Origin of the sequence: Rhodanobacter caeni (assembly GCF_039523575.1) — a bacterium.
Classification (GTDB): Bacteria; Pseudomonadota; Gammaproteobacteria; order Xanthomonadales; family Rhodanobacteraceae; genus Rhodanobacter; species Rhodanobacter caeni.
Window position 1 is genome coordinate 311843 of sequence record NZ_BAAAFO010000001.1, and the last position, 25978, is coordinate 337820.

Consider the following 25978-nt stretch of genomic DNA (forward strand, 5'->3'; position numbering starts at 1 on the left):
CGTGTCTCCGTGGATGCGCGGCCGTCTGGCGTGCCGGGTCAGCCGGTGCGTTCGTCGTCCGCCGCCGGCGGCGGCAGCGTGCGTACCAGCATGCTTTGCGTGCGCACCAGCTGCAGTCCGGCTTCGCGCAGGCGGTCGAGCAGTTCGAACAGCAGGTCGCTTTTCACGTTGCCCACGTCGCGCGGGCTGTTGACGTAGGCCGTGCAGCTGAACGTCATCGAGGCGGCATCGATGCCGGACAACTGCACCACCGGGGCCGGCGACTCCAGCGTGGCGGGGTGCGCCTGCAGCACCTCCAGCACCAGCGACCGCACCTTGCCCGCATCCGCATCCAGCGGCAGCGGCAGCACGATCTGCACGCGGCCCTGGGCGCCACCTAGCGTCACGTTGCGCACGTTCTGGGTGATCAGCTGCGAGTTGGGCACGATCACGGTGGAGCGGTCGCCCATGCGGATTTCGGTGGCGCGCACGTTGATGCGCTGGATGTCGCCTTCGACGTCGGACGACAGGCTCACCCAGTCGCCCACCTTCACCGGCCGCTCCACCAGCAGGATCAGGCCGGAGATGAAATTCTGCACGATCGCCTGCAGGCCGAAACCGATGCCCACCGACAAGGCGCTGACGATCCAGGCGATGCTTTTCAGGTCCACATGCAGCGCCGCCAGCGTCAGCACGAAGACCAGCGTGCCGCCCAGGTAGCCGAGCAGGGTGACCAGCGACTCCTGCATGCCGCGCTCCATGGTGGAGGCGGGCAGCAGCTTGTCGCGCAGCCAGCACTTGAGCCTGCGCAGCATGTAGAAGCCGATCGCGCACACCAGCGCGGCGCCGAGGATGCTGCCCGGGTCGATCGCCAGGTCGCCCAGCTTGAGGTTGCCGAACGTCTGCCGCGCGCTGTTCATCAGGTCGCCGGGGCCCGCGCCGAACGGGGTCAGCACGGTGGCCAGCGCCAGCAGCACCAGGGTCACCCGCAATACGCCGTTGAGCACGATCACCGTCTGCTCCAGCGTGTGCGGCTGCAGGTCGAACGTGGTCTGCAGGCGTTGCCCGCCGCGCCCCTGCGGCGCCAGCGCCGCGGTGACCAGGTCGGTCAGCAGGTGGACCAGCAGATAGGTGGACGCCACGATCACGCCCACCCACAGCATCTGCCCGGCCAGGAAAAACGCCAGCGCAATGAAGCCGGTGGCCACCGCCAGCCAGCTGAGCACCACCGCCAGCGTGGCGGCCGCCGTCAGGATGCCCACCCACACGGGGCGATGCAGCGGTTCGGTGCCGCTGCGGGCCGACGCCAGCCGCGTGCGGTGCATCCGCGCCAGCGCCATGCCGATCAAGCCGCTGACGACCAGCGCAAACAGGCCGCGGGCGGCCACCGTGGCGGGCAGGCTGGTGCCGATCGTGCGGCTGGTGCGGTCGAACACGCCAAACAGCAGCGCCGCCGCCCCCAGCCACCACGGAAACGGGCGCAGGCATTGCGCCACCAGGTCGGTTATGGCCGGCAGCCGCCAGGACGGGCGCCGCACCGACAGCAGCGCACGCCCCAGTCCCACCACGTAGGCCGCAAAGCAGACCAGCCGCACCGTGGCGTGGGCCAGCGCGGCGGTGTCGTCGTCGAGGATGTCGTTCCAGTTCAGGCCCAGGTACAGCAATTGCGCGGCCAGGCCGGTGGTCAGGACGGCGGTCAGCGCCACCGCCACGGCCATCGCGCTGCGCCGCAGATGGCCGTCCGGAACATGGCGCTTGGCCAGCTCCAGCAGCGCACGCTCCAATGCCCAGCGGCCACCGCCCAGCAGCAATACCGCCCCGATCAGGCACAGCAGCAAGGGCTGCCGGTTCGGTGGCTGCCAGGCCTCGCCCCACGCGTTCGCCAATCGGGTGCCCAGCCGCTTGAGCCGCTGCAGATCGCCCGGCAACGTGCGCGCCGGGTCGACCCAGAATGCGCGGCTGAACGGCGTGGCCGTGCGCGAGGCGAGCTTCGCCTGGAACTGGTCGTTGCGCATGCCGCTGATCTGCGCGGCCAGCTGCAACGCGTTCTGGCCCAGCAACTGCGCCTGTTTGATCTGCGCGTCGAGGTTGGATTGCGCCCGATCCAGCTGCCGCCGCTGGGCGGCCACCTCCGACGCCTCGGGCGGCGCGCCGCTGGCTGGCACCGGCCCCAGCACGGTCAGCTGTGCCTGCAAGGCCGCCATCTGCGGGGCCAGGCTCGCGGCCAGCTGGCGCGCCTGGTCCTGCACGCCCAGGGCGGTGGCGCGCAGGTCGGCCAGCGGCGGGTTGCCGGTGTTGCGCTTGAGCTCCGCCCGCACGTCGTCCAATTGACCGCCGAGCTGATCCAGCGTTTGCGCGGGCGTGGCGGCGGGCGCGCTGGCGTTCGGCGATGGGCCGCTGGCCTGGGCAAGCGAAACACTGCTGCCGATGCTCAGCAGCAGAACCAGGAAACAGCGAAGCAGGATAGGCATCCGCGCATGATCGGAGCGCCGCCGCGGGCGGTCAATCGCAGCTGTCGGATTGGCGACGATCGCAGCGGCTGACGTTCATGTACAGGCCCCTTGCGAAACCCGGCGCCGGCACGCAAGTTATCCCATCCCCCGCTTGCTGCGTCCCCCATGATCTTCCGCTGGTTCGAATCCCTGATCGACGCGTTCAAGGAGCCGGTCGACGCGATGCCGCCGACGTCGGTGCGGCGCTTCTACCTGTTCTATCTGCGCCAGGCCTGGCCGGTGTTCGCGGCGGCGGTGGTGGTGGGTTTTGGCGTGGCCATCGTCGAAGTGGCCCTGTTTGGCTTCATCGGACGGCTGGTGGACCTGGCGCAGGGCAGCCCGGCGGAGTTTTTCCGCGCGCACGGCATGGAGTTGCTGGGCATGGCGTTCGTGGCGCTGGTGGCGCGGCCACTGCTCAACAGCACGCACGACCTGCTGGTGAACCAGGCGATCGTGCCCAGCCTCACCAACCGCATCCGCTGGCAGAACCATCGCTACGTGATCCGGCAGAGCCTGGCGTTTTTCCAGAACGATTTCGCCGGCCGCATCGCCAACCGCATCATGCAGACCGGCAGCGCGCTGCGCGCCTCGGCGGTGCAGATCGTCGATGCGATCTGGTACGTGGTGATCTACACCGGCAGCGCCATCGTGCTGTTCGCCCAGGCCGACCTGTGGCTGGCACTGCCGTTGTTCGCGTGGGTGTTCGCGTATGTCGGGCTGCTGGTGTTCTTCATCCCGCGCATCAAGCAGCGCTCGTGGCTGGCATCGGAGGCGCGCTCGAAGCTGATGGGCCGCATCGTGGATGGCTACAGCAACATCGCCACGCTGAAGCTGTTTGCGCATACGCGACGCGAAGAGGCGTACGTGGCCGATGCGATGGCCGAGCAGACCCACAAGGTGCGCCGCATGACCCGCATCACCACCGCGATGGACGCCAGCATCACCACGCTCAACGGTCTGCTGATCGTGGGCACCTCGGCACTGGGGCTGTGGCTGTGGAGCGAGGGGCGGGTGACGGTGGGCGCGATCGCGCTGTCGACCGGGCTGGTGATCCGCATCAACAACATGTCCGGCTGGATCATGTGGGTGGTCAACGGCATCTTCGAGGATGTGGGCACCGTGCAGGACGGCATCACCACCATCTCGCAACCGCGCACGGTGCAGGACCGCGAAGGCGCGATGCCGCTGGAAGTGGTCAACGGCGCGGTGCGCTTCGAGCACATCCATTTCCACTACGGCAAGCGCGGTGGCGTGATCGCGGGGCTCGACCTGGACGTGCGCGCTGGCGAGAAGATCGGCGTGGTCGGCCCCTCGGGCGCGGGCAAATCCACCCTGGTCAACGTGCTGCTGCGGCTGTACGACCTGGAATCCGGGCGCATCCTGATCGACGGCCAGGACATTGCCCACGTCACCCAGGAAAGCCTGCGCTCGCAGATCGGCGTGGTGACCCAGGACACCTCGCTGCTGCACCGCTCGATCCGCGACAACATCCTGTATGGACGTCCGGACGCCAGCGACGCACAGGTTGCGGCCGCCGTGCACAAGGCGCGCGCCGACGCGTTCATCCCCACGCTCGCCGACGGCGAAGGCCGCACCGGCTACGACGCGCTGGTGGGCGAGCGCGGCGTGAAACTCTCCGGCGGCCAGCGCCAGCGCATCGCCATCGCCCGCGTGCTGCTGAAGGACGCGCCGATCCTGGTGCTGGACGAAGCCACCAGCGCGCTCGATTCCGAAGCCGAAGCGGCCATCCAGGACAGCCTCGACCTGCTGATGCAGGGCAAGACCGTGATCGCCATCGCCCACCGCCTGTCCACCATCGCCCGCATGGACCGGCTCGTCGTGCTGGACAAGGGCGTGATCGTGGAAAGCGGCACGCACGCTGAGTTGATCGCGCGCGAGGGTTTGTACGCACGGCTTTGGCGGCGACAGACCGGCGGGTTTGTGGCGGCGGAGGATGCGGCGAGCTGAGGGACGCGATCAGGTGAGGCCTGGCGCCCCCTTACGCCACTTGGTTCGGGTTTAGGTCACCGGAACGCTGGACGCGCGAGGCGATAGCTACAGCCCATTGTTGGTAGCAGCCTCGGCGAACTGCTTCAGGTAATCCTCGAACGCGCGTTGGTAGGCCAATTGCCAGTTGGCTTCACGGGCGACCTGAATGGAGTTGCGGCCATATCCTTTCACCGCAACTTGCCGCTGGCCTTGCGGGCTGTCGATTTTCAGCAGGGTGTCCAGCTTGGCTTCGATGCTGGCGGCCCAGAAGCCGGGCGTGAACCAGGCCCAGAACTCGCGTATGTCGACGCTCACATGGGGCGCATCCGCCGGGGCGTTGGCCGCATCCAGGACGCTATAACCGCGGCTGGCCAATGCGTTGGTCAGCAATTGACGTGTGAGTGACTCCACGTTTTCGCCCGGCGGGAGCAGGATGTCGCCGAAGGCTTTGCCGAAGCCCCCACGCTTGCGCGCAATGGCTTGCTTGCGCTGTGTAGCGTCCAGCGCATAGCTGGCGCCTTTCTTCAGGGAGGGCGTGCTTGGGTTTGCCGGGTCGATCTCGAACACGCGCACGTCTCGGACTGCGTCGATGACAACCGGTTTTCCGCCGCTGACTACGGCCGACCCGGGAGCAGGGACGTCGAGCGACATAGTGGTGCGCGTTGTTGCACAGCCGGAGGTCAGGGCAAGGATAAAGGCGGCGATCAGGCCGTGGACGAGATGCTTCATGCGATTTCCCCTGTAAAGATCATTGTGTGCTTGAGTGGAACATCAAGTTGTCGCAAATGTTGCGAGGAAAGGAAAGCGGATACGCATCGTGGCCGCGGATAGACGTGGCACGGCATGCGATAATGTTGACCTTCTCACGCGCTACCCGAGTTCCATGACCGTCCCCCACGATGCATTCCGGCGCTTCCAGGAGGAACTCGCCGCCATCGATCGCAAGGAGCACCTTCCCGCTGATGTCCCCGTGGCCGATCAGCGACTTGCCAATGCCAGGGCGGATTTCCTGTCCCTGCGCAAGCGCTATGGCCTGACCGTGGCCGACGTGGTGGCGTTCTTCCCCGAGGAGGAGGGCATCGCGTATCTGCAGCAGCTGATTGCCGCCCGCGAGGCCAAGCCTCCGCGGCGCAGGAAGTCGTTGGCGGCGGACTGAGAGCGCCCCCATCCGCCCTGTCGGGCACCTTCCCCCGCTTGCGGGGGAAGGAAGCGACTGGACTCTTCGAAACATCCAGTTCCCTTCTCCCGCTTGCGGGAGAAGGTGCCCGACAGGGCGGATGAGGGCGCCTTTCCACGCCGAACAAAAACACCACCCACGGAGACACACCATGGCCGAAAACAAACGCCCCATCGTCACCGGCCTGTGCGCGTTCGGCATGTCGGGCCGGATGTTCCAGGCGCCGTTCCTGCATGCGATGGACGAGTTTTCGCTGCACGCCGTGGTGGAGCGCCACACCAAGCGCGTGGCGAGCACGTATCCCGACATCCGCTCGTACGATTCGATCGAGACCATGCTGGCGGACCCGGCCATCGAACTGGTCGTGGTGAACACGCCCAACGTGGATCATTTCGACCACGTGCGGATGGCGCTGCTGGCCGGCAAGCACGTGGTGGTGGAGAAGCCCTTTTCGGTGACCTCCGCGCAGGCCGCCGAGATGGTCGAGCTGGCCGCGCGGCAGCAGCGCAAGCTGGTGGCGTTCCAGAACCGCCGCTGGGACAGCGATTTCCTGGCCGTGCGGGAGGTGGTCGAAAAGGGTTTGCTGGGGCAGCTGATCGAGGCGGAATTCCACTACGACCGCTACGAGAAAAACCTCAGCGCCAAGGCGCACAAGGAAGTCGCCCATCCGGGCACGGGCGTCATCTACGATCTGGGTCCGCATCTGATCGACCAGGCGATCTGCCTGTTCGGCAAGCCCGATAGCGTCTTCGCGGTGCTGCAAACCCACCGCCCCGGTTCGGTGGTGAACGATTATTTCGACCTGACGCTGCTGTACGGCACGTTCACCGTGCGGCTGAAGAGCAGCCTGCTGGCGCTGGAGCCGGTACCGGCGTTCGTGCTGCATGGCACGGAGGGGTCGTTCCTGAAATCCCGCGCCGACGTGCAGGCCGACATGCTGGACCAGGGCATCTCGCCCAACGTGGCCGACTGGGGGCGCGAGCCGGAGGCCGAGTACGGCATCCTGCACACCCGCACGCAAGGCAAGGACGAGCGCCGCCGTTACCCTTCGCCGGCCGGCCGCTACCAGTCGTTCTTTGACGGCGTTTACCGCCATCTGCGCGAAGGCGCCCCCGCGCCGGTGGCGCTGGCCGACACGCTGATCAACGTGCGCATCATCGAAGCCGCGCTCCAGAGCAGCCGCACGCAGAGCGTGGTCGCGCTCGACTGATCCCGGGGCCGCCGTCGATGGGTCGCGCCGATTTCACCCGCGCGGCCGCATGCTGCGCGGGTGGGCCTGGGTTATTCTTGGCGACCCCGGCGGCCCGCTTCGATGCACGGCGGCGTGCTTTTTCGCGATCCTCCGCGTCCATGGCCACGGCGCCAACCGTTTCCGACCCCAAGGATTACCCATGACCATCAATGTCACCTTCACCACCAACCGCGGCCCGATCCACCTGCGCCTGCACGACGACAAGGCGCCGGTCACGGTGGCCAATTTCGTGAACCTGGCCAGGCGCGGCTATTACGACGGCTTGTCGTTCCATCGCGTGATTGCCGATTTCATGATCCAGGGCGGTTGCCCCGAAGGCAGCGGCCGCGGCGGCCCGGGCTACAAGTTCGAGGACGAGTTCAACCCGTCGCTGCGCCATGACAAGGCCGGCGTGCTGTCGATGGCCAATGCCGGACCGCGCACCAACGGCAGCCAGTTCTTCATCACCCATGGCGCCACGCCGTGGCTGGACGGCAAGCACACCGTGTTCGGCGAAGTGCTGGACCAGGAAGACCAGAAGGTGGTCAACGCCGTGCAGCAGGGCGACGTGATCGAGAAGGTGGAAGTGTCCGGCGACGTCGACGCGCTGCTGGCGGCGCAGTCCGACCGCGTGGCCGAATGGAACGCGGTGCTCGACCGGCGCGGCTGAGCGCGCGCCACACGCAAAGAAACGAAGGCCGCCACATCGTTGGCGGCCTTCTGCCGTCTGGCCGGGCCAAATCGCGCCGCCGGACGGCCGCGTGATAAAATCGCGCCTTTGCTTTGCGCCTGAAACGCCTCCGCCACACGCTGAACCTCTCACCCAAGGAGTCATCGCTCATGAAAGCCCCCGTTCGAGTTGCCATCACTGGCGCCGCCGGCCAGATCGGCTACGCGCTGCTTTTCCGCATCGCCGCTGGCGACATGCTGGGCAAGGACCAGCCGGTGATCCTGCACCTGCTGGAAATCACCCCGGCGCTGCCCGCGCTGCAGGGCGTGGTGATGGAGCTGAACGATTGCGCGTTCCCCACGCTGGCCGGCATCGTGGCCACCGACGATCTGAACGTCGCCTTCAAGGATGTCGATTACGCGCTGCTGGTGGGCGCGCGTCCGCGCGGCCCGGGCATGGAGCGCAAGGATCTGCTGGAGGCGAACGGCGCCATCTTCGGGCCGCAGGGCAAGGCGCTGAACGATCACGCCAAGCGCGACGTCAAGGTACTGGTGGTGGGCAACCCGGCCAACACCAACGCGCTGATCGCGCAGCAGAACGCGCCGGATCTCGATCCGAAATGCTTCACCGCGATGGTGCGCCTGGACCACAACCGCGCGCTGAGCCAGCTGGCCGAAAAGACCGGCAAGCACAACACCGACGTCAAGCACATGACGATCTGGGGCAATCACAGCTCCACCCAGTTCCCCGACCTGTCGCACACCACCGTCGACGGCAAGCCGGCGCTGGAGCTGGTCGACCAGGCCTGGTACGAGGGCGACTTCATCCCCACCGTGCAGCAGCGTGGCGCGGCCATCATCAAGGCGCGCGGCGCCTCGTCCGCCGCGTCGGCGGCATCGGCGGCGATCGACCACATGCGCAACTGGGCGCTGGGCACGGCCGAGGGCGACTGGGTCTCAATGGGCATTCCGTCCGATGGTTCGTACGGCATCGAGCCGGGCGTGATCTACGGCTACCCGGTCACCGTGAAGAACGGCAAGTACGAGATCGTGCAGGGTCTGTCGATCAGCGATTTCGCCCGCGCCCGCATGGACGCCACCGCCAAGGAACTGCGCGAGGAGCGCGCTGGCGTGGAGCACCTGTTCGCGAAATGAGCGGCAGGTCCATGTGACACAAGAAAGCCGGCTTTCGCCGGCTTTCTTGTGTGTGCTGACTGTAGGCGCGCACCCTGTGCGCGATGCTTTTCGTCGTCTTGCCAAGAGCATCGCGCACAGGGTGCGCTCCTACAGGTTCACGCGGCGACGGCTTGTTTTTCCGCCGGAGCCGACGTGCGGATCAGGTGGTCGAACGCGCTCAGCGCGGCGGTGGAACCGGCGCCCATCGCGATCACGATCTGCTTGTACGGCACGGTGGTGGCGTCGCCGGCGGCAAACACGCCGGGCAGCGAGGTCTGGCCGCGTTCGTCGATGACGATCTCGCCGCGCGGGGACAGCTCCAGCGTGCCCTTCAGCCACTCGGTGTTCGGCAGCAGGCCGATCTGCACGAAGATGCCTTCCAGCTCGATCGTGTGCATCTGCTCGCTGACGCGGTCCTTGTAGACCAGAGCGCTGACCTTCTGGCCATCGCCCAGCACCTCGGTGCTCAACGCACTGACGATGATGTCCACGTTGGGCAAACTGCGCAGCTTGCGCTGCAGGACGTCGTCCGCACGCAGCTTGCTGTCGAACTCGATCAGGGTGACGTGGGCCACGATGCCGGCCAGGTCGATCGCCGCTTCCACGCCGGAATTGCCGCCGCCGATCACCGCCACGCGCTTGCCCTTGAACAGCGGGCCGTCGCAATGCGGGCAATAGGCCACGCCCTTGTTGCGGTACTGCTCTTCGCCGGGCACGCCCATCTGGCGCCAGCGTGCGCCGGTGGAGAGGATCACCGTCTTCGATTTCAGCGTGGCGCCGTTGGCCAGCTGCACCTCGACCAGGCCATGGGTGGCATCGCTGGCCGGCACCAGTTTCTCGGCGCGCTGCAGGTTCATCACGTCGACGTCGTATTCGTGCACGTGCTGTTCCAGTGCCGCCGCCATCTTCGGGCCTTCGGTGTATGGCACCGAGATGAAGTTCTCGATCGCCATCGTGTCCAGCACCTGTCCGCCGAAACGCTCGGCCGCCACGCCGGTGCGGATGCCCTTGCGCGCGGCATAGATCGCGGCTGCGGCGCCGGCCGGGCCGCCGCCGACCACCAGCACGTCGAACGCGCCCTTGGCCTTGATCTTTTCCGCTTCGCGGGCGCTGGAGCCGGTGTCGATCTTCGCCACGATCTGCTCCAGGCTCATGCGGCCCTGGTCGAACAGCTCGCCGTTGAGGAACACGGTGGGCACCGACATCACCTGGCGCTCTTCGACCTCGTCCTGGTACAGCGCGCCGTCGATGGCCACGTGCCGGATGTTCGGGTTCAGCACGCTCATCAGGTTCAGCGCCTGCACCACGTCGGGGCAGTTCTGGCAGGACAGCGAGAAATAGGTCTCGAAGCGGTATTCGCCATCGAGGTTGCGCACCTGCTCGATCACGTCCGCCGCAGTCTTGGACGGATGGCCGCCGACCTGCAGCAGGGCGAGCACGAGCGAGGTGAATTCGTGGCCCATCGGGATCCCGGCAAAGCGCACGCCGATGTCGGTGCCGAGGCGGTTGATCGCGAAGGACGGCTTGCGCGCTTCGCTGTCGTCGCGGCGCAGGCTGATCTTGTCCGACAGCGAGGCGATTTCCTCGAGCAGCTCGTTCAATTCGGCGGATTTGGCGCTGTCGTCCAGGGACGCAACGATCTCGATCGGCTGCGTGACCTTTTCCAGATAGGCCTTCAACTGGGCATTGAGATTGGCATCCAACATGACGGACTCCGTGGGTTTTTTCGGGGTGAGCGCAACGGGCACCCGGGCGGACCCGGGCGTCGTCTTGTGCGGTGTTTCGGTAGACGGACCCGGCAGAACGCCGGGTCCGATCGGGCGGCTTTTAGATCTTGCCGACCAGGTCCAGCGACGGCGCCAGGGTCTTTTCGCCTTCCTTCCACTTGGCCGGGCAGACCTCGTTCGGATGGGCGGCGACGTACTGGGCGGCCTTGACCTTGCGCAGCAGTTCCGACGCGTCGCGGCCGATGCCGCCGGCGTTGATCTCGACGATCTGGATCTTGCCCGCCGGGTCGATCACGAAGGTGCCGCGATCGGCGATGCCGTCGGCCTCGATCAGCACGTCGAAGTTGCGCGAGATCTGGTGGGTGGGGTCGCCGACCATGGTGTAGTTGATCTTCTTCACCGCGTCGGAGGTGTCGTGCCACGCCTTGTGCGCGAAGTGGGTATCGGTGGAGACGCTGTAGATCTCAACGCCCAGCTTCTGGAACTCGGCGTAGTTGTCGGCCAGGTCCTCGAGCTCGGTGGGGCAGACGAAGGTGAAGTCGGCGGGGTAGAAGAACACCACGGACCACTTGCCCTTCAGGTCGGCGTCGCTCACCTCGATGAACTTGCCGTTCTTCAGAGCCTGCGCCTTGAAAGGTTTGATTTCGGTGTTGATCAGGGACATCGGGAGCATCCTCGTTGGTGAAGGTGAGTCCTAAGATACGACGTCTGGAATGATCTATCTAATTGATTGTCGGCATCGGTTCGATTGGTTTGGGCTATCGCCATGCTGCCCTGCAGAACGGTGGCGCGACGGCGGTGGGCTAAAATTGCCGCTTTGACGGAGGCGCCATGACACAGACAGCTTCCCCCGGCGCGCGATTCCGTGCCGCCGTGGCGCAGGAACGGCCGCTGCAGGTGATGGGCGCGATCACCGCGTATGCGGCACGCATGGCCCAGCGCACGGGTTTCAAGGCGGTTTACCTGTCCGGCGGCGGCGTGGCCGCCAATTCGCTGGGGGTGCCGGACCTGGGCATCAGCAGCATGGAAGACGTGCTGATCGACGCGCGCCGCATCGTGGACGCCACCGGCATGCCGCTGCTGGTGGACATCGATACCGGCTGGGGCGGCGCGTTCAACATCGCCCGCACCATCCGCAGCTTCGTGCAGGCCGGCGTCGCCGCCGTGCACATGGAAGACCAGGTGGGCCAGAAGCGTTGCGGCCATCGCCCCGGCAAGGAGGTGGTGAGCCAGGCGGAAATGGTCGATCGGGTCAAGGCCGCGGTGGATGCGCGCATCGAGCCGGGTTTCGTGATCATGGCGCGCACCGACGCGGCGGCGGTCGAGGGCATCGACGCGGCGATCGACCGCGCCTGCGCCTATGTCGAGGCCGGCGCCGACATGATCTTTCCCGAGGCGATGAAGACGCTGGACGAGTACCGCCGCTTCAAGGCCGCGGTGAAGGTACCCATCTTGGCCAACCTCACCGAATTCGGCAGCACGCCGTTCTTCACCACCGACGAGCTGCGCGGGGCCGACGTGGACATCGCGCTGTATTGCTGCGGTGCCTATCGCGCGATGAACAAGGCCGCGCTGAATTTCTACGAAACCGTGCGCCGCGAGGGCACCCAGAAAAACATCGTCGACAGCTTGCAGACACGCGAGGAACTGTACGACTTCCTCGACTATCACGCCTACGAGGACAAGCTGGACGCGCTGTTCTCCAAGAAGAACTGATTACACCCCGCAGGAGCGCACCCTGTGCGCGAAGCTCTTCGCCGAAGCATTTCGCGCACAGGCTGCGCTCCTACGGGACACCACATTCGAATTCCCTGCACCCCAGGAGACACCCATGAGCGAGCAAGCCCTGCCCAAGGCCAAGAAATCCGTCGCACTGTCGGGCGTTGCCGCGGGCAACACCGCGTTGTGCACGGTGGGCCGCAGCGGCAACGACCTGCATTACCGCGGCTATGACATCCACGACCTGGCGTCCAGGGGCAACTTCGAGGAGGTGGCCTACCTGCTGGTGCACGGCGTGTTGCCGAACTGGACCGAGCTCAACAATTACCGCCAGCGGCTGAAGCGACTGCGCGGCCTGCCGGCGCCGGTGAAGGCGGCGATGGAGCTGCTGCCGGCATCCACCCATCCGATGGACGTGCTGCGCACCGGCTGCTCCATGCTGGGTACGGTGCTGCCGGAAAAGGACGACCACAACGTCACCGGCGCGCGCGACATTGCCGACCGCCTGATGGCCAGCTTCGGCTCCATGCTGCTGTACTGGTACCACTTCAGCCACAACGGCAAGCGCATCGAGACCGAGACGGATGACGAATCCATCGCCGCGCATTTCCTGCACCTGCTGCACGGCAGGAAGCCCAGCGACCTGCACGCGCAATCACTGGACAAGTCGCTGGTGCTGTACGCCGAGCACGAATTCAACGCGTCCACCTTCGCCGCGCGCGTGATCGCCGGCACCGGTTCGGACATCTATTCGGCGATCACCGGCGCCATCGGCGCGCTGCGCGGCCCCAAGCATGGCGGCGCCAACGAGGTGGCGATGGAGATCATCTCCCGCTACCGCAACCCCGATGACGCGGAGGCCGACATCCGCGCCCGCGTGGAGCGCAAGGAGATCGTGATCGGCTTCGGCCACCCGGTATATACGGTGGCCGATCCGCGCAACGAGATCATCAAGGAAATCTCGCGCAAGCTGTGCACCGAGGGCGGCAACCCCACCTTGTTCGACGTCTCCGAGCGCATCGAGAAGGTGATGGCCGAGATCAAGAAGATGTTCCCCAACCTCGACTGGTTCTCCGCCAGCGCCTACCGCATGATGGGCGTGCCCACCGCGATGTTCACGCCGCTGTTCGTGATCGCCCGCACCGCCGGCTGGAGCGCCCACGTGATCGAGCAACGCGAGGACGGCAAGATCATCCGCCCCAGCGCGAACTACACGGGCCCGGAAGACTTGAGCTACGTGCCGATCGACAAGCGCTGACGGGGCGGGAGCGACTTCGGTCGCGATGTTCTGCACACACGCCTGATGGAAGAGTCGCGGCAACGGCGACCGCCTTGCCGCGATACACCTGTAACAACCTTGTTACACCTCGCACCGACGTCGTCATCGGCGTACCGCGCCTGCCGTGGCGCCATCGGTGCCGCCAACTGCAGGCGGCGATGTCCGGCGGGTGTAACACCGGCGACACAGCGCCTCCGCAACGGAGGCGTTCCGTTCTCCCGGATTCGACCACAACATGCTGATTTTGTTGATATTGATTTGATCCGCCCGGCCGGCACCGTTTATGCAAATTTCGCGCGCTGCGAACGCAAGCCGGTGGTTGCCGGGATCAGTTGGTGTTGATGGTTGTCATGGAATTGCCGAACGCGTTGCCGTTCCGGTGAGCGCCTGATCCGCCCCCTCTGGCATCGCAGACAACGGCCCCGGTTTGCCGGGGTGATTCCAGAGCCTGATCAAGCTTTCACACGGAGAACGACCATGCGCAAGACACTTATCGCCACTGCCATCTGCCTCGGTATCGGTTTGGCATTGCCCGCGATGGCGGACAAGACCCAGAACAACGGCGGCGGCTCCAACGCCCAAGACAACGCGGCCGTGCTGCAGAACGTGGCCAACGACTCCAGCAGCCACTCCAACTCCAGTACCCATGCCGATTCGCATGACACCACCAATTCCAACAACATCAACCGTGTAGCCGCCAACAGCGAACTGAGCGGTACGGTCTCGAACGTTGGCGTGACCGTGGGCAACGCCGCGTACAACATGGGCAACGCCGCGGGTGGTCGCGGTGGTACCGGTGGTGACGGTTACGGTGCCGCGGGTGCGGGCGGGCGCGGTGGCGCGGTGGCGCGCGGTGGCGACGCCCAGGGTCATAGCGGCGCCGGCGGCAACAGCTGGGCCAGCAGCGGTGGCGCCGGTGCCGGCAGCGGCGGGTATGGCGGCAACAGCAACGGCGATGGCGGCGCCAACAGCAATGACAGCTCCAGCAGCGGTCTTGGCGGCGGCAATACCGGCACCGCGAGCGGTGGCGCCGATAGCTGGATGGCCGGCGCAGGTACCGGTGGCGCGGCCACGGCAGACAGCGGCGCGCCCACCGGCACGGCCGGCAGCAGCGGCGCCAGCGGCAATACCGCCGGTAACGCCGGCACCGGTGGCGCGGGTGGCGCGGGCACGGGCGGCAGTGGCATGGGCGCGGCCGGTGGCGCCGGTGGTGCGGGCGGCACCTCGTACGCGGACGCCGGCAGCTTCGACATGTCCAACCAGATGAACGGTACCGCCGTGGGCGCCGCGGGTATCGCGGTGCTTGCCCAGAACAGCGGCGCCGCCGCCCTGGTGCAGCAGAGCGTGAATGTGCAGGCCAACCTCACCGTCGGCCCGTAACGGAGAACCCGCCGTGGAGAATTGCTCCACGGCGTTTTCCTCGACCTCGCCGTGGCGCGCTGATGCGCCACGGCGCCGAGCATTCATGGAGTGACGCCATGCGAAGCTGCCGATCCTTCCTGCCCCTCTCGCTGGGGTGCCTGCTGGCGCCCCTGGCGATGCCGGGCTTCGCGCAACCACCCGGCTCGATGTCATCGCCTTCGCCACCGATCGCGCGCGCCGGCGCGCCGGTCGGCGCCGATGGCTTCGGTGCCCGCGTGACGCCGGCCACCCTGGCCGCAATGCGCGGCGGCACCGACATCGAGGAGAACATGCACCTGCATGGCACCGTGGACAACAACAGCGCCGACCACGTCGCCAGCGGCTACAACACGATTTCCGATGGCGCTTTCACCGGCGCGGCAGGCGTGCCGATGGTGATCCAGAACAGCGGCAACAACGTGCTGATCCAGAACGCCACGATCATCAACGTGCAGTTCCAGCCATGAAACGCGGGTACGGGTGCACGGCTGCGCTGCTGGCGCTGGCGATGCTGGCGCCCGGTTCACCGCGAGCGGCCACGATGGAGGTGCCGGGCATCCAGGGCAACGGCTATACCTTCCACCTCACCAGCCTCAGGGAAGCGCGTTTCAGGGGCACCGTCCGCCAGCATTTCGACTTCAGCTGCGGCTCCGCGGCCACCGCCACCTTGCTGACGTACCAATACGGTTACCCGATGGACGAGCAATGGGTGTTCGAGCAGATGTACGCCCATGGCGACCGCGCGAAAATCCGGCGCGAAGGCTTCTCGCTGCTGGACATCAAGCGCTTCCTGCACGCCAACGGGTTCGAGGCCGATGGCTTCCACGTGCCGCTGGACAAGCTGCGCCAATCCAGTGTGCCGGCGATCGTGCTGTTGAACGAAAAGGGCTACCACCATTTCGTGGTGGTGAAAGGCCTGCGCGACGGCCGCGTGCTGGTGGGCGACCCCGCGCGCGGCACCCGGGTGATGGCGCGCGCCGCGTTCGAGGCCGCCTGGCAGACCAGGCTGGTCTTCGTCATCCACAACCGCCGCACGCTGGCCGTGTTCAACAGTGCGGACGATTGGCGCGCCGCGCCGCTGGCCTCGCTGGCCGATGGCATCGATCGCCGCGGGCTGGATCGGATCACCTTGCCCAAACGCGGCCCCGGCGATCGCTGAGCGTGGAGCGACCCATGACCAAGACGGCACATCCGCGGCATCTTCGCTCCTGTTCGGCGGGCTTGATCGCGGCAGGCCTGGCCGCTGCGGCGCCGTTGGCGTCGGCGGCATGCGGGGCGCCGTGCGTGAATGCCTGGTCGCCGCCCGCCAGCAACGCGCAACTCGATGCGATGCGCGGCGGTTTCGACAACGGCAACGGGTTGCTGGCGTCGTTCGGCATCGACCGCGTGGTCTACGTCAATGGCAGCCTGGCGGCGCGTACCAGCGTGTCGATACCCGACATCGGCCACATGACGGCCGCGCAGGCCCGTGCGCTGGCCGCGTTCGATGGCGTTGTCGCTGTGGTGCAGGGCGGGCAGGGCAATACCGCGGCGCTGGCGCCGTCGGGCGCGACGGCCACCGTGATCCAGAACAGCCTGGACGGCCAGCACATCCAGAGCCTCACCACGATCGACGCGTCGGTGGACCACCTGGCGCGGTTCCGCAGCGCGCGCCTTGGCGACAGCCTGCAGGGCGCGTTGATCCAGTCGTTGGGACATTGACTGCAGGCGCGGATGCGGCGGGTTTCCCGCGGTTTTCTTTTGGGCTTGCGAGGAAAGGGAATGGCAGGGACATCGTCGCGAAACACCTGGCTCGCCGGTTGCGCCGGCCTGCTGTGCCTGGGCATGGCGCATGCCCAGGAGCCGGCAGCGTCCGCCGATCTTCGGCACAACGTGATCCAGCAGGGCGAACGGCTGGATGCCATGCGCAGCCAGCTGGCCGCCCAGATGGCGCAGATCGAACAGCTGAAACGGGCGCTGGCGGAACAGGAGGCGGATTACCGCGCCTTGCGCCATGCGATGGGCATGGACGGCCAACCGCCAGGCAGCGCGAGCACCACGTCCACACCGGGGGTTTCCCCACCGGGCGCGACGGCAACGGATACGACGGTGGCGGCGACGCAACCGGTCGGTCGCGCCCCCGTGCGCGAACCGGGCCCGCCTGCGGTGGCGCCCATCTTCGAGCAACCCGGCGTGCTCACGCCGCGCGGCAAGTTCGTGATCGAGCCGTCGTACCAGTTCGGCTATTCATCGGCGGACCGCGTCGACCTGATCGGCTACACGGTGATCCCCGCCGTGCTGATCGGCCTGATCGACGCGCGCCAGGTCAGGACAACCACCCAAACCGGCGCGCTGACGCTGCGCTACGGGCTCAGCAACCGGTTCGAGCTGGAACTGCGCGTGCCCTACCTGCACAACCACACCGACACCACCAGCCGCGAGATCTTCACTGGCAGCGCGCAGGATCGCGTGTTCACCAGCAGCGGCCACGGCCTGGGCGACATCGAGGCGACGGCGCGCTACCAGATGAACGATGGCGGCGCCGACAAGCCCTATTTCGTGGGCTGGCTGCGCTTCAAATCGCGCACCGGGCGCGATCCGTTCGACGTCACCACCGATTGCGTCAACCGCTGCATCCAGAACGTCACCGGCACCGGCATGCCGCTGCAACTGCCGACGGGCTCGGGTTTCCATGCGTTGCAGCCGGGGGTGACCTGGCTGTACCCGTCCGATCCGGTGGTGTTTTTCGGCAACCTCAGCTACCTGCACAACTTCCCCCGCCATGGGGTCAGCCGCCGGCTGCTGGGCGGGGAACGGGAGGCGCTTGGCACGATCGACGTGGGCGACGTGGTGGACCTCAGCTTGGGCATGGGCTTTGCGTTGAACGACAAGGCATCCATCAGCCTGGGTTACGACCAGAGTTTCGTGGGCCTGACCCGGCAGAACGGCAAGACCGTGGCCGGTTCGGCGAAAACCGTGCTGGGTACCTTGCTGGTGGGCGGCTCCTACCGCCTCAGCGACAAGCGCAGCCTGAACGTGGCGCTCGGTGTGGGCGTCACCCGCGACACCCCCGACGCCACGGTTACCGTGCGCGTGCCCACCACGTACTAGCCGTGACGGATCGCCTGCGTCGTCGCTGCGCCTCGTGCCCGTCGTCGCTGCGCCAGCCAGCCGCCGGCGCAGATGCCCACCACCAGCACCACGTCGAGCGCGTACTGCGCCCAGTCGGGCGGGGCGAGCCAGCCGGCAAGCCAGCGGTCGTGGCCGATCATGCGGGCGGCGGTGAAGGCGATGGCGCCGGCGCCGACGTACATGATGATCGGGAAACGCTCGATCAGTTTCAGGATCAAGGTCGAGCCCCACACCACCAGCGGCACGCTGATCAGCAGGCCGATGATCACCAGGCCCAGGTGGCCACGCGACGCGCCGGCGATCGCCAGCACGTTGTCCAGCCCCATCAGGGCGTCCGCCACGATGATCGTGCGCAGCGCGCTCCAGAACGTGCGGCCGGCCTTGATCTCGTGGCTCTCGTCGTCGTCGTGGCGCAGCAGGTTCCAGGCGATCGGCAGCAGCAACAGGCCGCCGGCCAGCATCAGGCCCGGCAGCCTGAGCAGGTAGACCACCACCGCGGTCAGGGCGAAGCGGACGGCGACGGCGCCGAAGGTGCCCCAGAACACCGCTTTTTTCTGCAGGTCCTTCGGCAGGCGGCTGGCGGCCATCGCGATGACGATGGCGTTGTCGCCGGCCAGCACCAGGTCGAGCAGCACGATGGCCAGCAGGCCGGAAAAGAAATCGGGAGTGAAGAAATCCATGGGACGATCCATGCGCGACGGACGATGCAGCGGCTACGGTCGCGCGCGGCCCGCAGCCACCGCAAAAGTCTCGTTCGCAACACGCTTGCCGCGATGACCGGAGCGAAGCGTCGCTCGTGTTGACGATCACCGCACCGATACCGGAAAGCGGGATCGGGAACTACTCCCTTTTGGGGGCGCTCATTGTCTGCGTGCGCCGTCCCCGGGGTCAAGCCGCCTTCGATCCGCGCAGGCTAAAATGCCCGTTTCCGATTTGCGAGAGAACATCATGAGTGCGCCCGACGTCCGCTCCGCCATCCGTCCCGATCCCGATCAGCCGATGGTCGACATCGCCGACTACGTGATCGACTACCGCATCGATTCCACCGAGGCCTACGACACCGCCCGCCACGTGCTGCTCGACTCCCTCGGCACGGCGATGCTGGCGATGAAGTTTCCCGAGTGCGTGAAGCATCTCGGTCCGCTGGTGCCCGGCGCCAGCTTGCCCGGCGGCGCGCGCGTGCCCGGCACCAGCCACGAGCTGGACCCGGTGCAGGCGGCGTTCGCCATCGGCACGCAGATCCGCTGGCTGGATTTCAACGACACCTGGCTGGCGGCGGAGTGGGGCCATCCTTCGGACAACCTCGGCGCGATCCTGGCGCTGGCCGACTACCTCAGCCGCAAGGCCGTGCGTGAAGGCGGCCAGCCGCTGACCGTGCACGACGTGCTCGGTTATGCGATCAAGGCGCACGAGATCCAGGGCGGTTATGCGCTGCTCAACAGCTTCAACCGGGTGGGGCAGGACCACGTGATCCTGGTGCGCCTGGCGTCCACCGCGGTGGCCACCGCGATGCTGGGCGGCAACAGGGACCAGGTGGTGGCAGCGGTGTCGCACAGCTGGATCGACAACGGCGCGCTGCGTACCTATCGCCACGCGCCCAACACCGGGCCGCGCAAGAGCTGGGCCGCCGGCGACGCCTGCCGCCGCGCGGTCACCCACGCGATCAATGCGGTCCATCGCGGCGTGGTCGGTTATCCCTCGGCCTTGAGCGCGAAGACCTGGGGTTACTACGACGTCGCGTTCAACGGCAAGCCGTTCGAGTTCGAGCGGCCGTTCGGCAGCTACGTGATGGAGAACGTGCTGCTCAAGATCAGCTACCCGGCCGAGTTCCACGCGCAGACCGCGGTGGAGTGCGCGATGCAGCTGCATGCGCAGGTGGCCGACCGACTCGACCAGATCGACCGGATCGTGATCGAGACCCAGGAGGCTGGCTGCCGCATCATCGACAAGACCGGGCCGCTGGCCAATTACGCCGATCGCGACCACTGCATCCAGTACATGGTGGCCGTGCCGCTGATCTTCGGACGGCTGGTGGCCAGCGACTACAGTGACGACGTGGCCGCCGACCCGCGCATCGACGCCTTGCGCGAAAAGATGACGGTGAGCGAGAACCCCCAGTTCACCCGCGATTATTTCGATCCGGCCAAGCGTTACATCGGCAATGCCGTGCAGGTGTTCTTCAAGGATGGCAGCAGCACGGAGAAGGTCACCGTGGATTTCCCGATCGGCCATCGTCGTCGCCGTGTCGAAGGCATTCCGGTGCTGCTCAGAAAGTTCGAGGCCGCATTGCGCGGGCATCTGCCGGAGCACCGGGTGAATGCCATTCTTGCCGCAACCAGCGATTCGGCGGCACTGGACAAAATGCCCGTCCAGGACTTCATTGGCCTATTCACATTGTAAAGACGACATAAGCGGAAAATGAACGAGCGATCGCCAAAGCGGTCGGTTATGTTTATTTTTTGCTAAAGTTCGCGCCCAACGTGACACGGCGAATCGGTGAAGCGGCCGTTGTCACCCGTTGCTCGTTCGATCCCCGTATTTATGTTGTCAAGCGGACGAAAAATCCCACACAAGGAGACACCCGATGAAACGTAAGGGCTTGTATTTTCTGATTGCGCTGGCTTTGGGCGGCGTTGGCGCCGCTCACGCGCAGGACACCACGGGCGCCGCCGATACCGCCTCCTCGTCGAGCGAGATGGCCACCGACTATGACGCTCGCTGGTACATTGCCCCGACCGTTGGTGGCTACTACAACGACACCGACCGCAACACCAACAGCCGCCAGGTTTATTACGGTCTGGGTGTCGGCCGCTTCGTCTCGCCGAATGCGTCCATCGACATTTTCGCCGACCGCACCAAGCGCGACGTCGATGGCGGCGGCAGCTGGGCCAACAATACCGTCGGCGTAGCCGCCCGTTTCTACGCCGGTGCGTGGGACGCATGGCGTCCGTATGTGCTGGCCGGCATCATGGGCAGCCATCACCAGAACGCGGCTGAACATGGCTGGGCTCCGGCGGCCGAGCTGGGTGGCGGTCTGTCCAAGACCATTACCGACAGCTCCGATATCCGCATCGAAGCCGGCTACCGCTATGACTGGGACGACAAGTCGCAGCCGTCCGAAGACGGTTACGGTGACTGGTTCCTGGGCTTCAGCGTCGTTTCGCGCTTCGGCGAACCGGCTGCCGCCGCGCCGGCCCCGGTTGAAGCACCGGCCCCGGTGGCTGACTGCTCCACCATGGACAGCGACAATGACGGCGTCAACGATTGCGAAGACAAGTGCCCGGCCACCACGGCCGGCACCATCGTCGGTCCTGACGGTTGCGCGCAGAAGGTCGTCATCGACCTGCGTGGCGTGAACTTCAAGTTCGATCGCCCGAAGAAGAACGAGACCGACATCACCGGTGCGCTGGCTGAGCCGAGCTCCGATTCGATCGCCGTGCTGAACCAGGCCGTCGATACCCTGCAGCGTTACCCGCAGGTGCACGTCACCGTCGCCGGCTACACCGACTCGGTGGGCACGGATGCGTACAACCAGAGCCTGTCGGAGCGTCGCGCCTCGATCGTCTACAACTACCTGACCAGCCATGGCATCGATGCCAGCCGTCTGGAAGGCCCGATCGGCCACGGCGAAAGCAACCCGATCGGTGACAATGACACCGACGCCGGCCGCGCGCAGAACCGTCGCACGGAACTGCAGGTTCAGCAGTAATCGAACCGCGGCAATGAACGCCGGGCTCCGATCGGAGCTCGGCGGTACGAAAGGACCCGGCTTCGGCCGGGTCTTTTTTTGTGCCGCGGTCGGCGTTTGCCGCACGCATTCGTTACGCTATCGCGATGCGTTTCTCCACGTCCGGCAATCACCGCAACCGCGCGACAACCGCCGCACCACGCCACGGCCTCGCGCGGGTGCTGTCCAAAGCCGGCGTCTGTTCGCGCAGCCAGGCGGAACAATGGATCCGTGACGGCCGGGTCAGCGTGGCCGGACGGGTGGTGGCCGATCCGCATTTTCCCGTCCGGCCGGACGGGCCGCCGATCACGGTCGACGGCAAGCCACTGGCGACGGCGGAAAGAATCCACGTGATGTTCAACAAGCCGCGCGGCCTGGTGGTGAGCGCGTCCGACGAACGCGGTCGCGATACGGTCTACACCGCGCTTGCCGCCGCGGGCCTGCCCTGGCTGGGTCCGGTGGGGCGACTGGACAAGGCCAGCGAAGGCTTGCTGCTGCTGAGCAACGACACGACGTGGGCGGCCGGCATCACCGACCCGGCCACGCACCTCGACAAGACCTATCACGTGCAGGTGGCCGGGCAACCGGACGCCACCGCGCTGGCGGCGATGCATGCCGGGATCGTGGACGGCGACGAGCGGCTGAAAGTGCGCCGCGCCAGCGTCTTGCGCCAGGGCGGGAAAAACGCCTGGCTGGAGGTGGTGCTCGATGAGGGTCGCAACCGCCACATCCGCCGCTTGCTGGCGGCGCTGGGGTTCGACGTATTGCGCCTGATCCGCGTGGCCATCGGCCCGTTGCCGCTTGGCGACCTGGCGAAGAATCAGTGGCGCCGTTTGAGTGCGGCCGAAGTGGCGATGCTGGATCGGCGCGGCAGGCGATAGCGGCGCCGGCGGTTAGGCGATGTTTTTTTCCGCGACGGTCTGGCGCGAGGCCAGCCAGTGCAGGAACTCCGCCTCGGGGAGCGGGCGGCAGATCAGGTAACCCTGCAGCGTGTCGCAACCCATGGCGCCCAGCCGCGCGCGCTGCTGTTCCGTTTCCACGCCTTCGGCGATGGTGGCCATGCCGAGGCGGCGGCCGATGTCCACGATGAAGCCGGCCAGCGGGTCCGGTACCGACGGTTGCAGCGCGCTGACGAAGGAACGGTCGATCTTCAGTTCGTCCAGCGGCAGCTGCTGCAGGTAGGCCAGCGACGAGTAGCCGGTGCCGAAATCGTCCATCGCCAGCCGGAAGCCGATGCTGGACAGCGCATGCAAGGTGGCCAGCGCCGCCTCGAAATCGTTCAGCAGCGCGCTTTCGGTGAGCTCCAGCGTCAGCCACTCCGGGTCGATGCCGGCGGTCACCACAATGGCCTGGATGTGCTCGACGAACTGGGGGTGGGCGATTTGCCAGGGGCTGACGTTCACCGCCAGACGCCCGCCGAAATTCACCCCCTGGCTGCGCCAGGCCTGGATGTGGGCGCACGCGCGCGTGATCACCCAGGTGCCGAGCGCGTGGATCAGGCCGGTTTCCTCGGCCACCGGGATGAAGACGTCCGGCGGCACGTCGCCCAGTTCCGGGTGACGCCAGCGCAGCAGCGCCTCCGCGCCCTGCAGCTTGCCGTTCATGCTTACCTGCGGCTGGAAATGCAGCGACAGCTGGTTGCGCTCCAGCGCGGTGCGCAGGCCACGCTCCAGTTCGAGGCGGTTGTCCGCGTCCTGTTGCATGTGCGGCAGGAAAAGTCGCGCGCCGTTGCGCCCGGCGGCCTTGGCGCGATACAGCGCGATGTCGGCGCAGCGCACGATATCGGCCGCTTCGGCGTCGCCATTGGGGAAAACCGCGACGCCAATGCTGGCGCCGATGGCGAGGATGCGGCTGTCGATCGGCAGCGGCACGGAGAGCCGCTGCACCATGCTTTCGGCCACGCCCATGGCGAGCGCCGCGGTGGCGTCCGCATCCATCGCGTCGTGCGAGGTGGCGTCCAGCAGCACCAGGAACTCGTCGCCGCCAAGCCTGGCCACGGTGGATTCGCCCGGTGCCACCGCGAGCAGGCAGTCGGCGATGGCCTCAAGCACGCGGTCGCCGACGTGGTGGCCGAGCGAGTCGTTGATGGTCTTGAAGTTGTCCAGGTCGATCATCAGCACGGCGCCATGGCGGCCCGACTGCCTGGCGTCGGCCAGCATTTCGGCCAGCGAATGCAGGGCGCGCGAGCGGTTGGGCAGGCCGGTCAACGGGTCGTGGTAGGCGATGTGCCGCAGATCCAGCTCGGCTTCGCGCCGGGTCTCCGCCTCGGCGCGCAGTTCAAGCGTGGTCTGCTCCAGTTGCAGCGTGCGGGCGCGCAGCTGGCTGGCCAGTGACACGCCCATCAGCAACACGAACGGGAGAAAGGCGAAGGCATCCAGGTAGGGGTACGGCTGGTCGAAGATGTCCACCGCAATGTCGCCCCAGAGCATGGCGACGAACTGCACCAGCAGGCAGATGCCCAGCAGCAACCCGGGCCGTGCGCGGCCATCCCGGTAATACTTCCATGAGCGCCACAGCGCCCACAGGAAAACCACGTAGGTCAGGGCGTGGAAGACATGGCTGGCGATGGATGGCTGCACTTCCAGCGTGAACAGCGACTCCCCCCACGGAAGCACCATCGGCGTACCGGCGCTGAGGCCGGCGTGCAGACCATAAGGTGCCCGCAGGTCGAACCAGAACAGGCCCGTTGCCACGATCAGGATCACGCCGAAGACGACGCGCCCCACGGGTTTGCGGGTGTAGGTGCTCACGAACACGATGAAAGCGGGAAACGAGAAGATCGACGAGGCGTACATCAGCCGCAGCGCGAGCGTGGCTTGCGCAAGTGTCGTTGCACAGTCCAGCAGCACGTTGGACAGGGCGAGCGCAGCGATGCAGATGCACAGCACCGCGTAGGCCTGGTACATCAGTTCGCGTTGATGGCGCAGGCCGATGACCAGAAACTGCATGCCCGATGACAGCGCCACGGCGGCCGTCGCCAGCAAGGCGGCAGTGAAATAGCCGAAGCTCGGTTGGCTCGCAATTTCATGCATGCACGGTTTTCCCCCTGGCGTGCGCCAGCCCGGGCCGTGGCGCGCATCGCAAAGGGAACGATAGCCCATTTGTTCACGGGATGGTGGCCGGGTCGGAACAGGCGTCGCCGCGGGGCAATTCCGCCGCACCTGGCGTGCTGGCGGGGTGCGGGAGGAGCAGCCGTCCGGACGTCCGTATGCGGCGTTCCGCGGTTGTCGCCGCTGTCGGCGCGATGCGCGAATATGCGAGGATCAGGCGCTTCCCCGATGGACTGGAACGATGCCTGACGATCCGGCCGACCCGAACGACCCTGCGCCGATCCTGCCCGCCGCGCCGGACCCGGGCGATTGCTGCGGCGAGGGCTGCGTGAACTGCGTGCACGACGTGTACGAGGCGTCGCTGGAACGCTACCGCGCGCGGCTGCAGGCCTGGCGGGCGCGGCATCCGGATGATGCGGATGCCGAAGACCCCACACATTGAACCCCGGCGGCGCCCAACTCGAGACCGGCACGGAAAGACAGGTGACCCATGCGAACGAATGACGGCAATACGGTGTCGAGCCTGCGGCGCCTGCGCTGGTTGGCCATCCTCGTCCGGCATCCATCCGCCGCCCTGCTGCTGGTGCAGCTGGCCGGCTTGCTGCTGTATCCGTTCATCGAGCAGACGCGTGCGGCGCGCGTGCTGTTCGGCGCGTTCGGGGTGGTGGTGCTGATGCTGGCCATTTCGATGGTGCAGCGTACCCGCGGCCGGGGCTGGATCAGCGCGGCCATCGCGGTGCCCGCGGTGGTGTGCAATGCGATGGGCCTGATGCTGGACATGCCGGCGCTGAAACCGTGGTGGGCGGCGCTGGAGGCGCTGTTCTACTTCTATGCCGCCGGCTGCCTGATTGCCTACATGCTGGCCGATCGCCGTGCCACCACCGACGAGATGTTTGCCGCCGGCGCCACCTTCACCCTGCTCGCCTGGGCCTTCACCTACCTGTTCGTGCTGTGCCAGGTGTTGCAGCCGGGCTGTTTTGCCGCGGCGGTGAATCCCGCCGGGCCGCGCAGCTGGACGGAGTTGCTGTTTCTGAGCTTTGCGCTGATGTCGAGCACCGGCATCGGCGACGTCATACCCGTCACCGTGCATGCGCGCGCGCTGGCCAGCCTGGAAATGTTCGTGGGGGTGATGTACATCGCGCTGGTGGTTTCGCGACTGATCGGGCTGAGTGTCAGCCGCGAGGAGGAGCGCGAGCCGCGCCGCTGATCGTCGCGTGCGCAGGGCTTTCCGGCGTGCGGCGCCCGCCGGTG

The 25978-nt window shown here is 66.7% G+C and carries 23 protein-coding genes; 17 read left to right on the forward strand and 6 right to left on the reverse strand.

The window, feature by feature from the left end; genetic code table 11:
• Positions 1-38: 38 nt before the first annotated feature.
• Positions 39-2450, reverse strand: a complete 2412-nt coding sequence (locus ABD017_RS01500; RefSeq protein WP_343879455.1) for a DUF3772 domain-containing protein — start codon at positions 2448-2450, stop codon at positions 39-41.
• 147 nt (positions 2451-2597) lie between these two features.
• On the opposite strand from ABD017_RS01500, the gene ABD017_RS01505 reads away from it, so the two are divergent.
• Positions 2598-4439: an ABC transporter ATP-binding protein gene (locus tag ABD017_RS01505; RefSeq protein WP_343879457.1), complete on the forward strand. Its 1842-nt coding sequence runs from the start codon at positions 2598-2600 to the stop codon at positions 4437-4439.
• A gap of 87 nt (positions 4440-4526) precedes the next feature.
• On the opposite strand, the gene ABD017_RS01510 is transcribed toward ABD017_RS01505, so the two are convergent.
• Positions 4527-5189, reverse strand: a complete 663-nt coding sequence (locus tag ABD017_RS01510; protein ID WP_343879459.1) for a YajG family lipoprotein — start codon at positions 5187-5189, stop codon at positions 4527-4529.
• 154 nt (positions 5190-5343) lie between these two features.
• On the opposite strand from ABD017_RS01510, the gene ABD017_RS01515 reads away from it, so the two are divergent.
• The 4 genes from ABD017_RS01515 (at position 5344) to ABD017_RS01530 (ending at position 8692) form a co-directional block, all read left to right on the forward strand.
• A complete protein-coding gene (locus ABD017_RS01515; RefSeq protein WP_343879461.1) occupies positions 5344-5616 on the forward strand; it encodes a 2-hydroxyacyl-CoA dehydratase in 273 nt (90 codons plus the stop codon).
• A gap of 172 nt (positions 5617-5788) precedes the next feature.
• On the forward strand, positions 5789-6847 hold the full coding sequence (locus tag ABD017_RS01520) for a Gfo/Idh/MocA family oxidoreductase (protein ID WP_343879463.1): 1059 nt from the start codon (positions 5789-5791) through the stop codon (positions 6845-6847).
• A 181-nt stretch (positions 6848-7028) separates the two neighbouring features.
• Positions 7029-7538, forward strand: coding sequence for a peptidylprolyl isomerase (locus ABD017_RS01525; RefSeq protein WP_343879465.1), 510 nt, complete (start codon positions 7029-7031; stop codon positions 7536-7538).
• 170 nt (positions 7539-7708) lie between these two features.
• Entirely contained in the window at positions 7709-8692 is a 984-nt protein-coding gene (locus tag ABD017_RS01530) for a malate dehydrogenase (protein WP_343879467.1), read from the forward strand.
• Positions 8693-8829: 137 nt separating this feature from the next.
• Here ABD017_RS01530 and ahpF read toward each other — a convergent pair whose 3' ends face one another.
• Both ahpF and ahpC read right to left on the reverse strand, forming a co-directional pair.
• Positions 8830-10419, reverse strand: a complete 1590-nt coding sequence (ahpF, locus tag ABD017_RS01535; protein ID WP_343879469.1) for an alkyl hydroperoxide reductase subunit F — start codon at positions 10417-10419, stop codon at positions 8830-8832.
• A gap of 121 nt (positions 10420-10540) precedes the next feature.
• Positions 10541-11104, reverse strand: coding sequence for an alkyl hydroperoxide reductase subunit C (gene ahpC, locus ABD017_RS01540; RefSeq protein WP_343879471.1), 564 nt, complete (start codon positions 11102-11104; stop codon positions 10541-10543).
• 167 nt (positions 11105-11271) lie between these two features.
• Here ahpC and prpB point away from each other — a divergent pair, with 167 nt between their 5' ends.
• The 7 genes from prpB (at position 11272) to ABD017_RS01575 (ending at position 17929) form a co-directional block, all read left to right on the forward strand.
• On the forward strand, positions 11272-12156 hold the full coding sequence (gene prpB / locus ABD017_RS01545; RefSeq protein ID WP_343879473.1) for a methylisocitrate lyase: 885 nt from the start codon (positions 11272-11274) through the stop codon (positions 12154-12156).
• 115 nt (positions 12157-12271) lie between these two features.
• The gene (prpC, locus tag ABD017_RS01550; RefSeq protein WP_343879475.1) at positions 12272-13417 is read left to right on the forward strand and encodes a bifunctional 2-methylcitrate synthase/citrate synthase; all 1146 of its coding nucleotides are present in this window, start codon (positions 12272-12274) and stop codon (positions 13415-13417) included.
• A 498-nt stretch (positions 13418-13915) separates the two neighbouring features.
• A complete protein-coding gene (locus tag ABD017_RS01555; protein ID WP_343879477.1) occupies positions 13916-14818 on the forward strand; it encodes a hypothetical protein in 903 nt (300 codons plus the stop codon).
• A gap of 98 nt (positions 14819-14916) precedes the next feature.
• On the forward strand, positions 14917-15306 hold the full coding sequence (locus ABD017_RS01560; RefSeq protein ID WP_343879478.1) for a hypothetical protein: 390 nt from the start codon (positions 14917-14919) through the stop codon (positions 15304-15306).
• The gene (locus ABD017_RS01565) at positions 15303-15998 is read left to right on the forward strand and encodes a C39 family peptidase (protein WP_343879480.1); all 696 of its coding nucleotides are present in this window, start codon (positions 15303-15305) and stop codon (positions 15996-15998) included. Before ABD017_RS01560 ends, ABD017_RS01565 begins: the two co-directional genes overlap by 4 nt.
• Before the next feature lie 14 nt (positions 15999-16012).
• Positions 16013-16540, forward strand: coding sequence for a hypothetical protein (locus tag ABD017_RS01570; protein WP_343879482.1), 528 nt, complete (start codon positions 16013-16015; stop codon positions 16538-16540).
• 60 nt (positions 16541-16600) lie between these two features.
• Positions 16601-17929 (forward strand): acetate kinase, encoded by a 1329-nt coding sequence (locus ABD017_RS01575; RefSeq protein ID WP_343879484.1) that lies wholly within the window; start codon positions 16601-16603, stop codon positions 17927-17929.
• On the opposite strand, the gene ABD017_RS01580 is transcribed toward ABD017_RS01575, so the two are convergent.
• Positions 17926-18630: a TerC family protein gene (locus tag ABD017_RS01580; protein ID WP_343879486.1), complete on the reverse strand. Its 705-nt coding sequence runs from the start codon at positions 18628-18630 to the stop codon at positions 17926-17928. The two genes, ABD017_RS01575 and ABD017_RS01580, sit on opposite strands and share 4 nt — an antisense overlap.
• Positions 18631-18898: 268 nt before the next feature.
• Here ABD017_RS01580 and ABD017_RS01585 point away from each other — a divergent pair, with 268 nt between their 5' ends.
• From ABD017_RS01585 to ABD017_RS01595, 3 genes are all read left to right on the forward strand, one after another.
• Positions 18899-20350 carry a bifunctional 2-methylcitrate dehydratase/aconitate hydratase gene (locus ABD017_RS01585; RefSeq protein ID WP_343879488.1) on the forward strand — a complete coding sequence of 484 codons (1452 nt, stop codon included), beginning with the start codon at positions 18899-18901 and terminating at the stop codon, positions 20348-20350.
• Between the two features lie 184 nt (positions 20351-20534).
• Positions 20535-21659 (forward strand): OmpA family protein, encoded by a 1125-nt coding sequence (locus ABD017_RS01590; protein WP_343879490.1) that lies wholly within the window; start codon positions 20535-20537, stop codon positions 21657-21659.
• Positions 21660-21784: 125 nt separating this feature from the next.
• On the forward strand, positions 21785-22558 hold the full coding sequence (locus ABD017_RS01595) for a pseudouridine synthase (RefSeq protein ID WP_343879492.1): 774 nt from the start codon (positions 21785-21787) through the stop codon (positions 22556-22558).
• A 12-nt stretch (positions 22559-22570) separates the two neighbouring features.
• On the opposite strand, the gene ABD017_RS01600 is transcribed toward ABD017_RS01595, so the two are convergent.
• Positions 22571-24709 (reverse strand): putative bifunctional diguanylate cyclase/phosphodiesterase, encoded by a 2139-nt coding sequence (locus ABD017_RS01600; RefSeq protein ID WP_343879494.1) that lies wholly within the window; start codon positions 24707-24709, stop codon positions 22571-22573.
• Between the two features lie 259 nt (positions 24710-24968).
• On the opposite strand from ABD017_RS01600, the gene ABD017_RS01605 reads away from it, so the two are divergent.
• Together ABD017_RS01605 and ABD017_RS01610 are read left to right on the forward strand one after the other, a co-directional pair.
• Positions 24969-25169, forward strand: coding sequence for an oxidoreductase-like domain-containing protein (locus tag ABD017_RS01605; protein WP_343879496.1), 201 nt, complete (start codon positions 24969-24971; stop codon positions 25167-25169).
• Between the two features lie 48 nt (positions 25170-25217).
• Entirely contained in the window at positions 25218-25934 is a 717-nt protein-coding gene (locus ABD017_RS01610; protein ID WP_343879498.1) for an ion channel, read from the forward strand.
• The last annotated feature ends 44 nt before the right edge of the window (positions 25935-25978 follow it).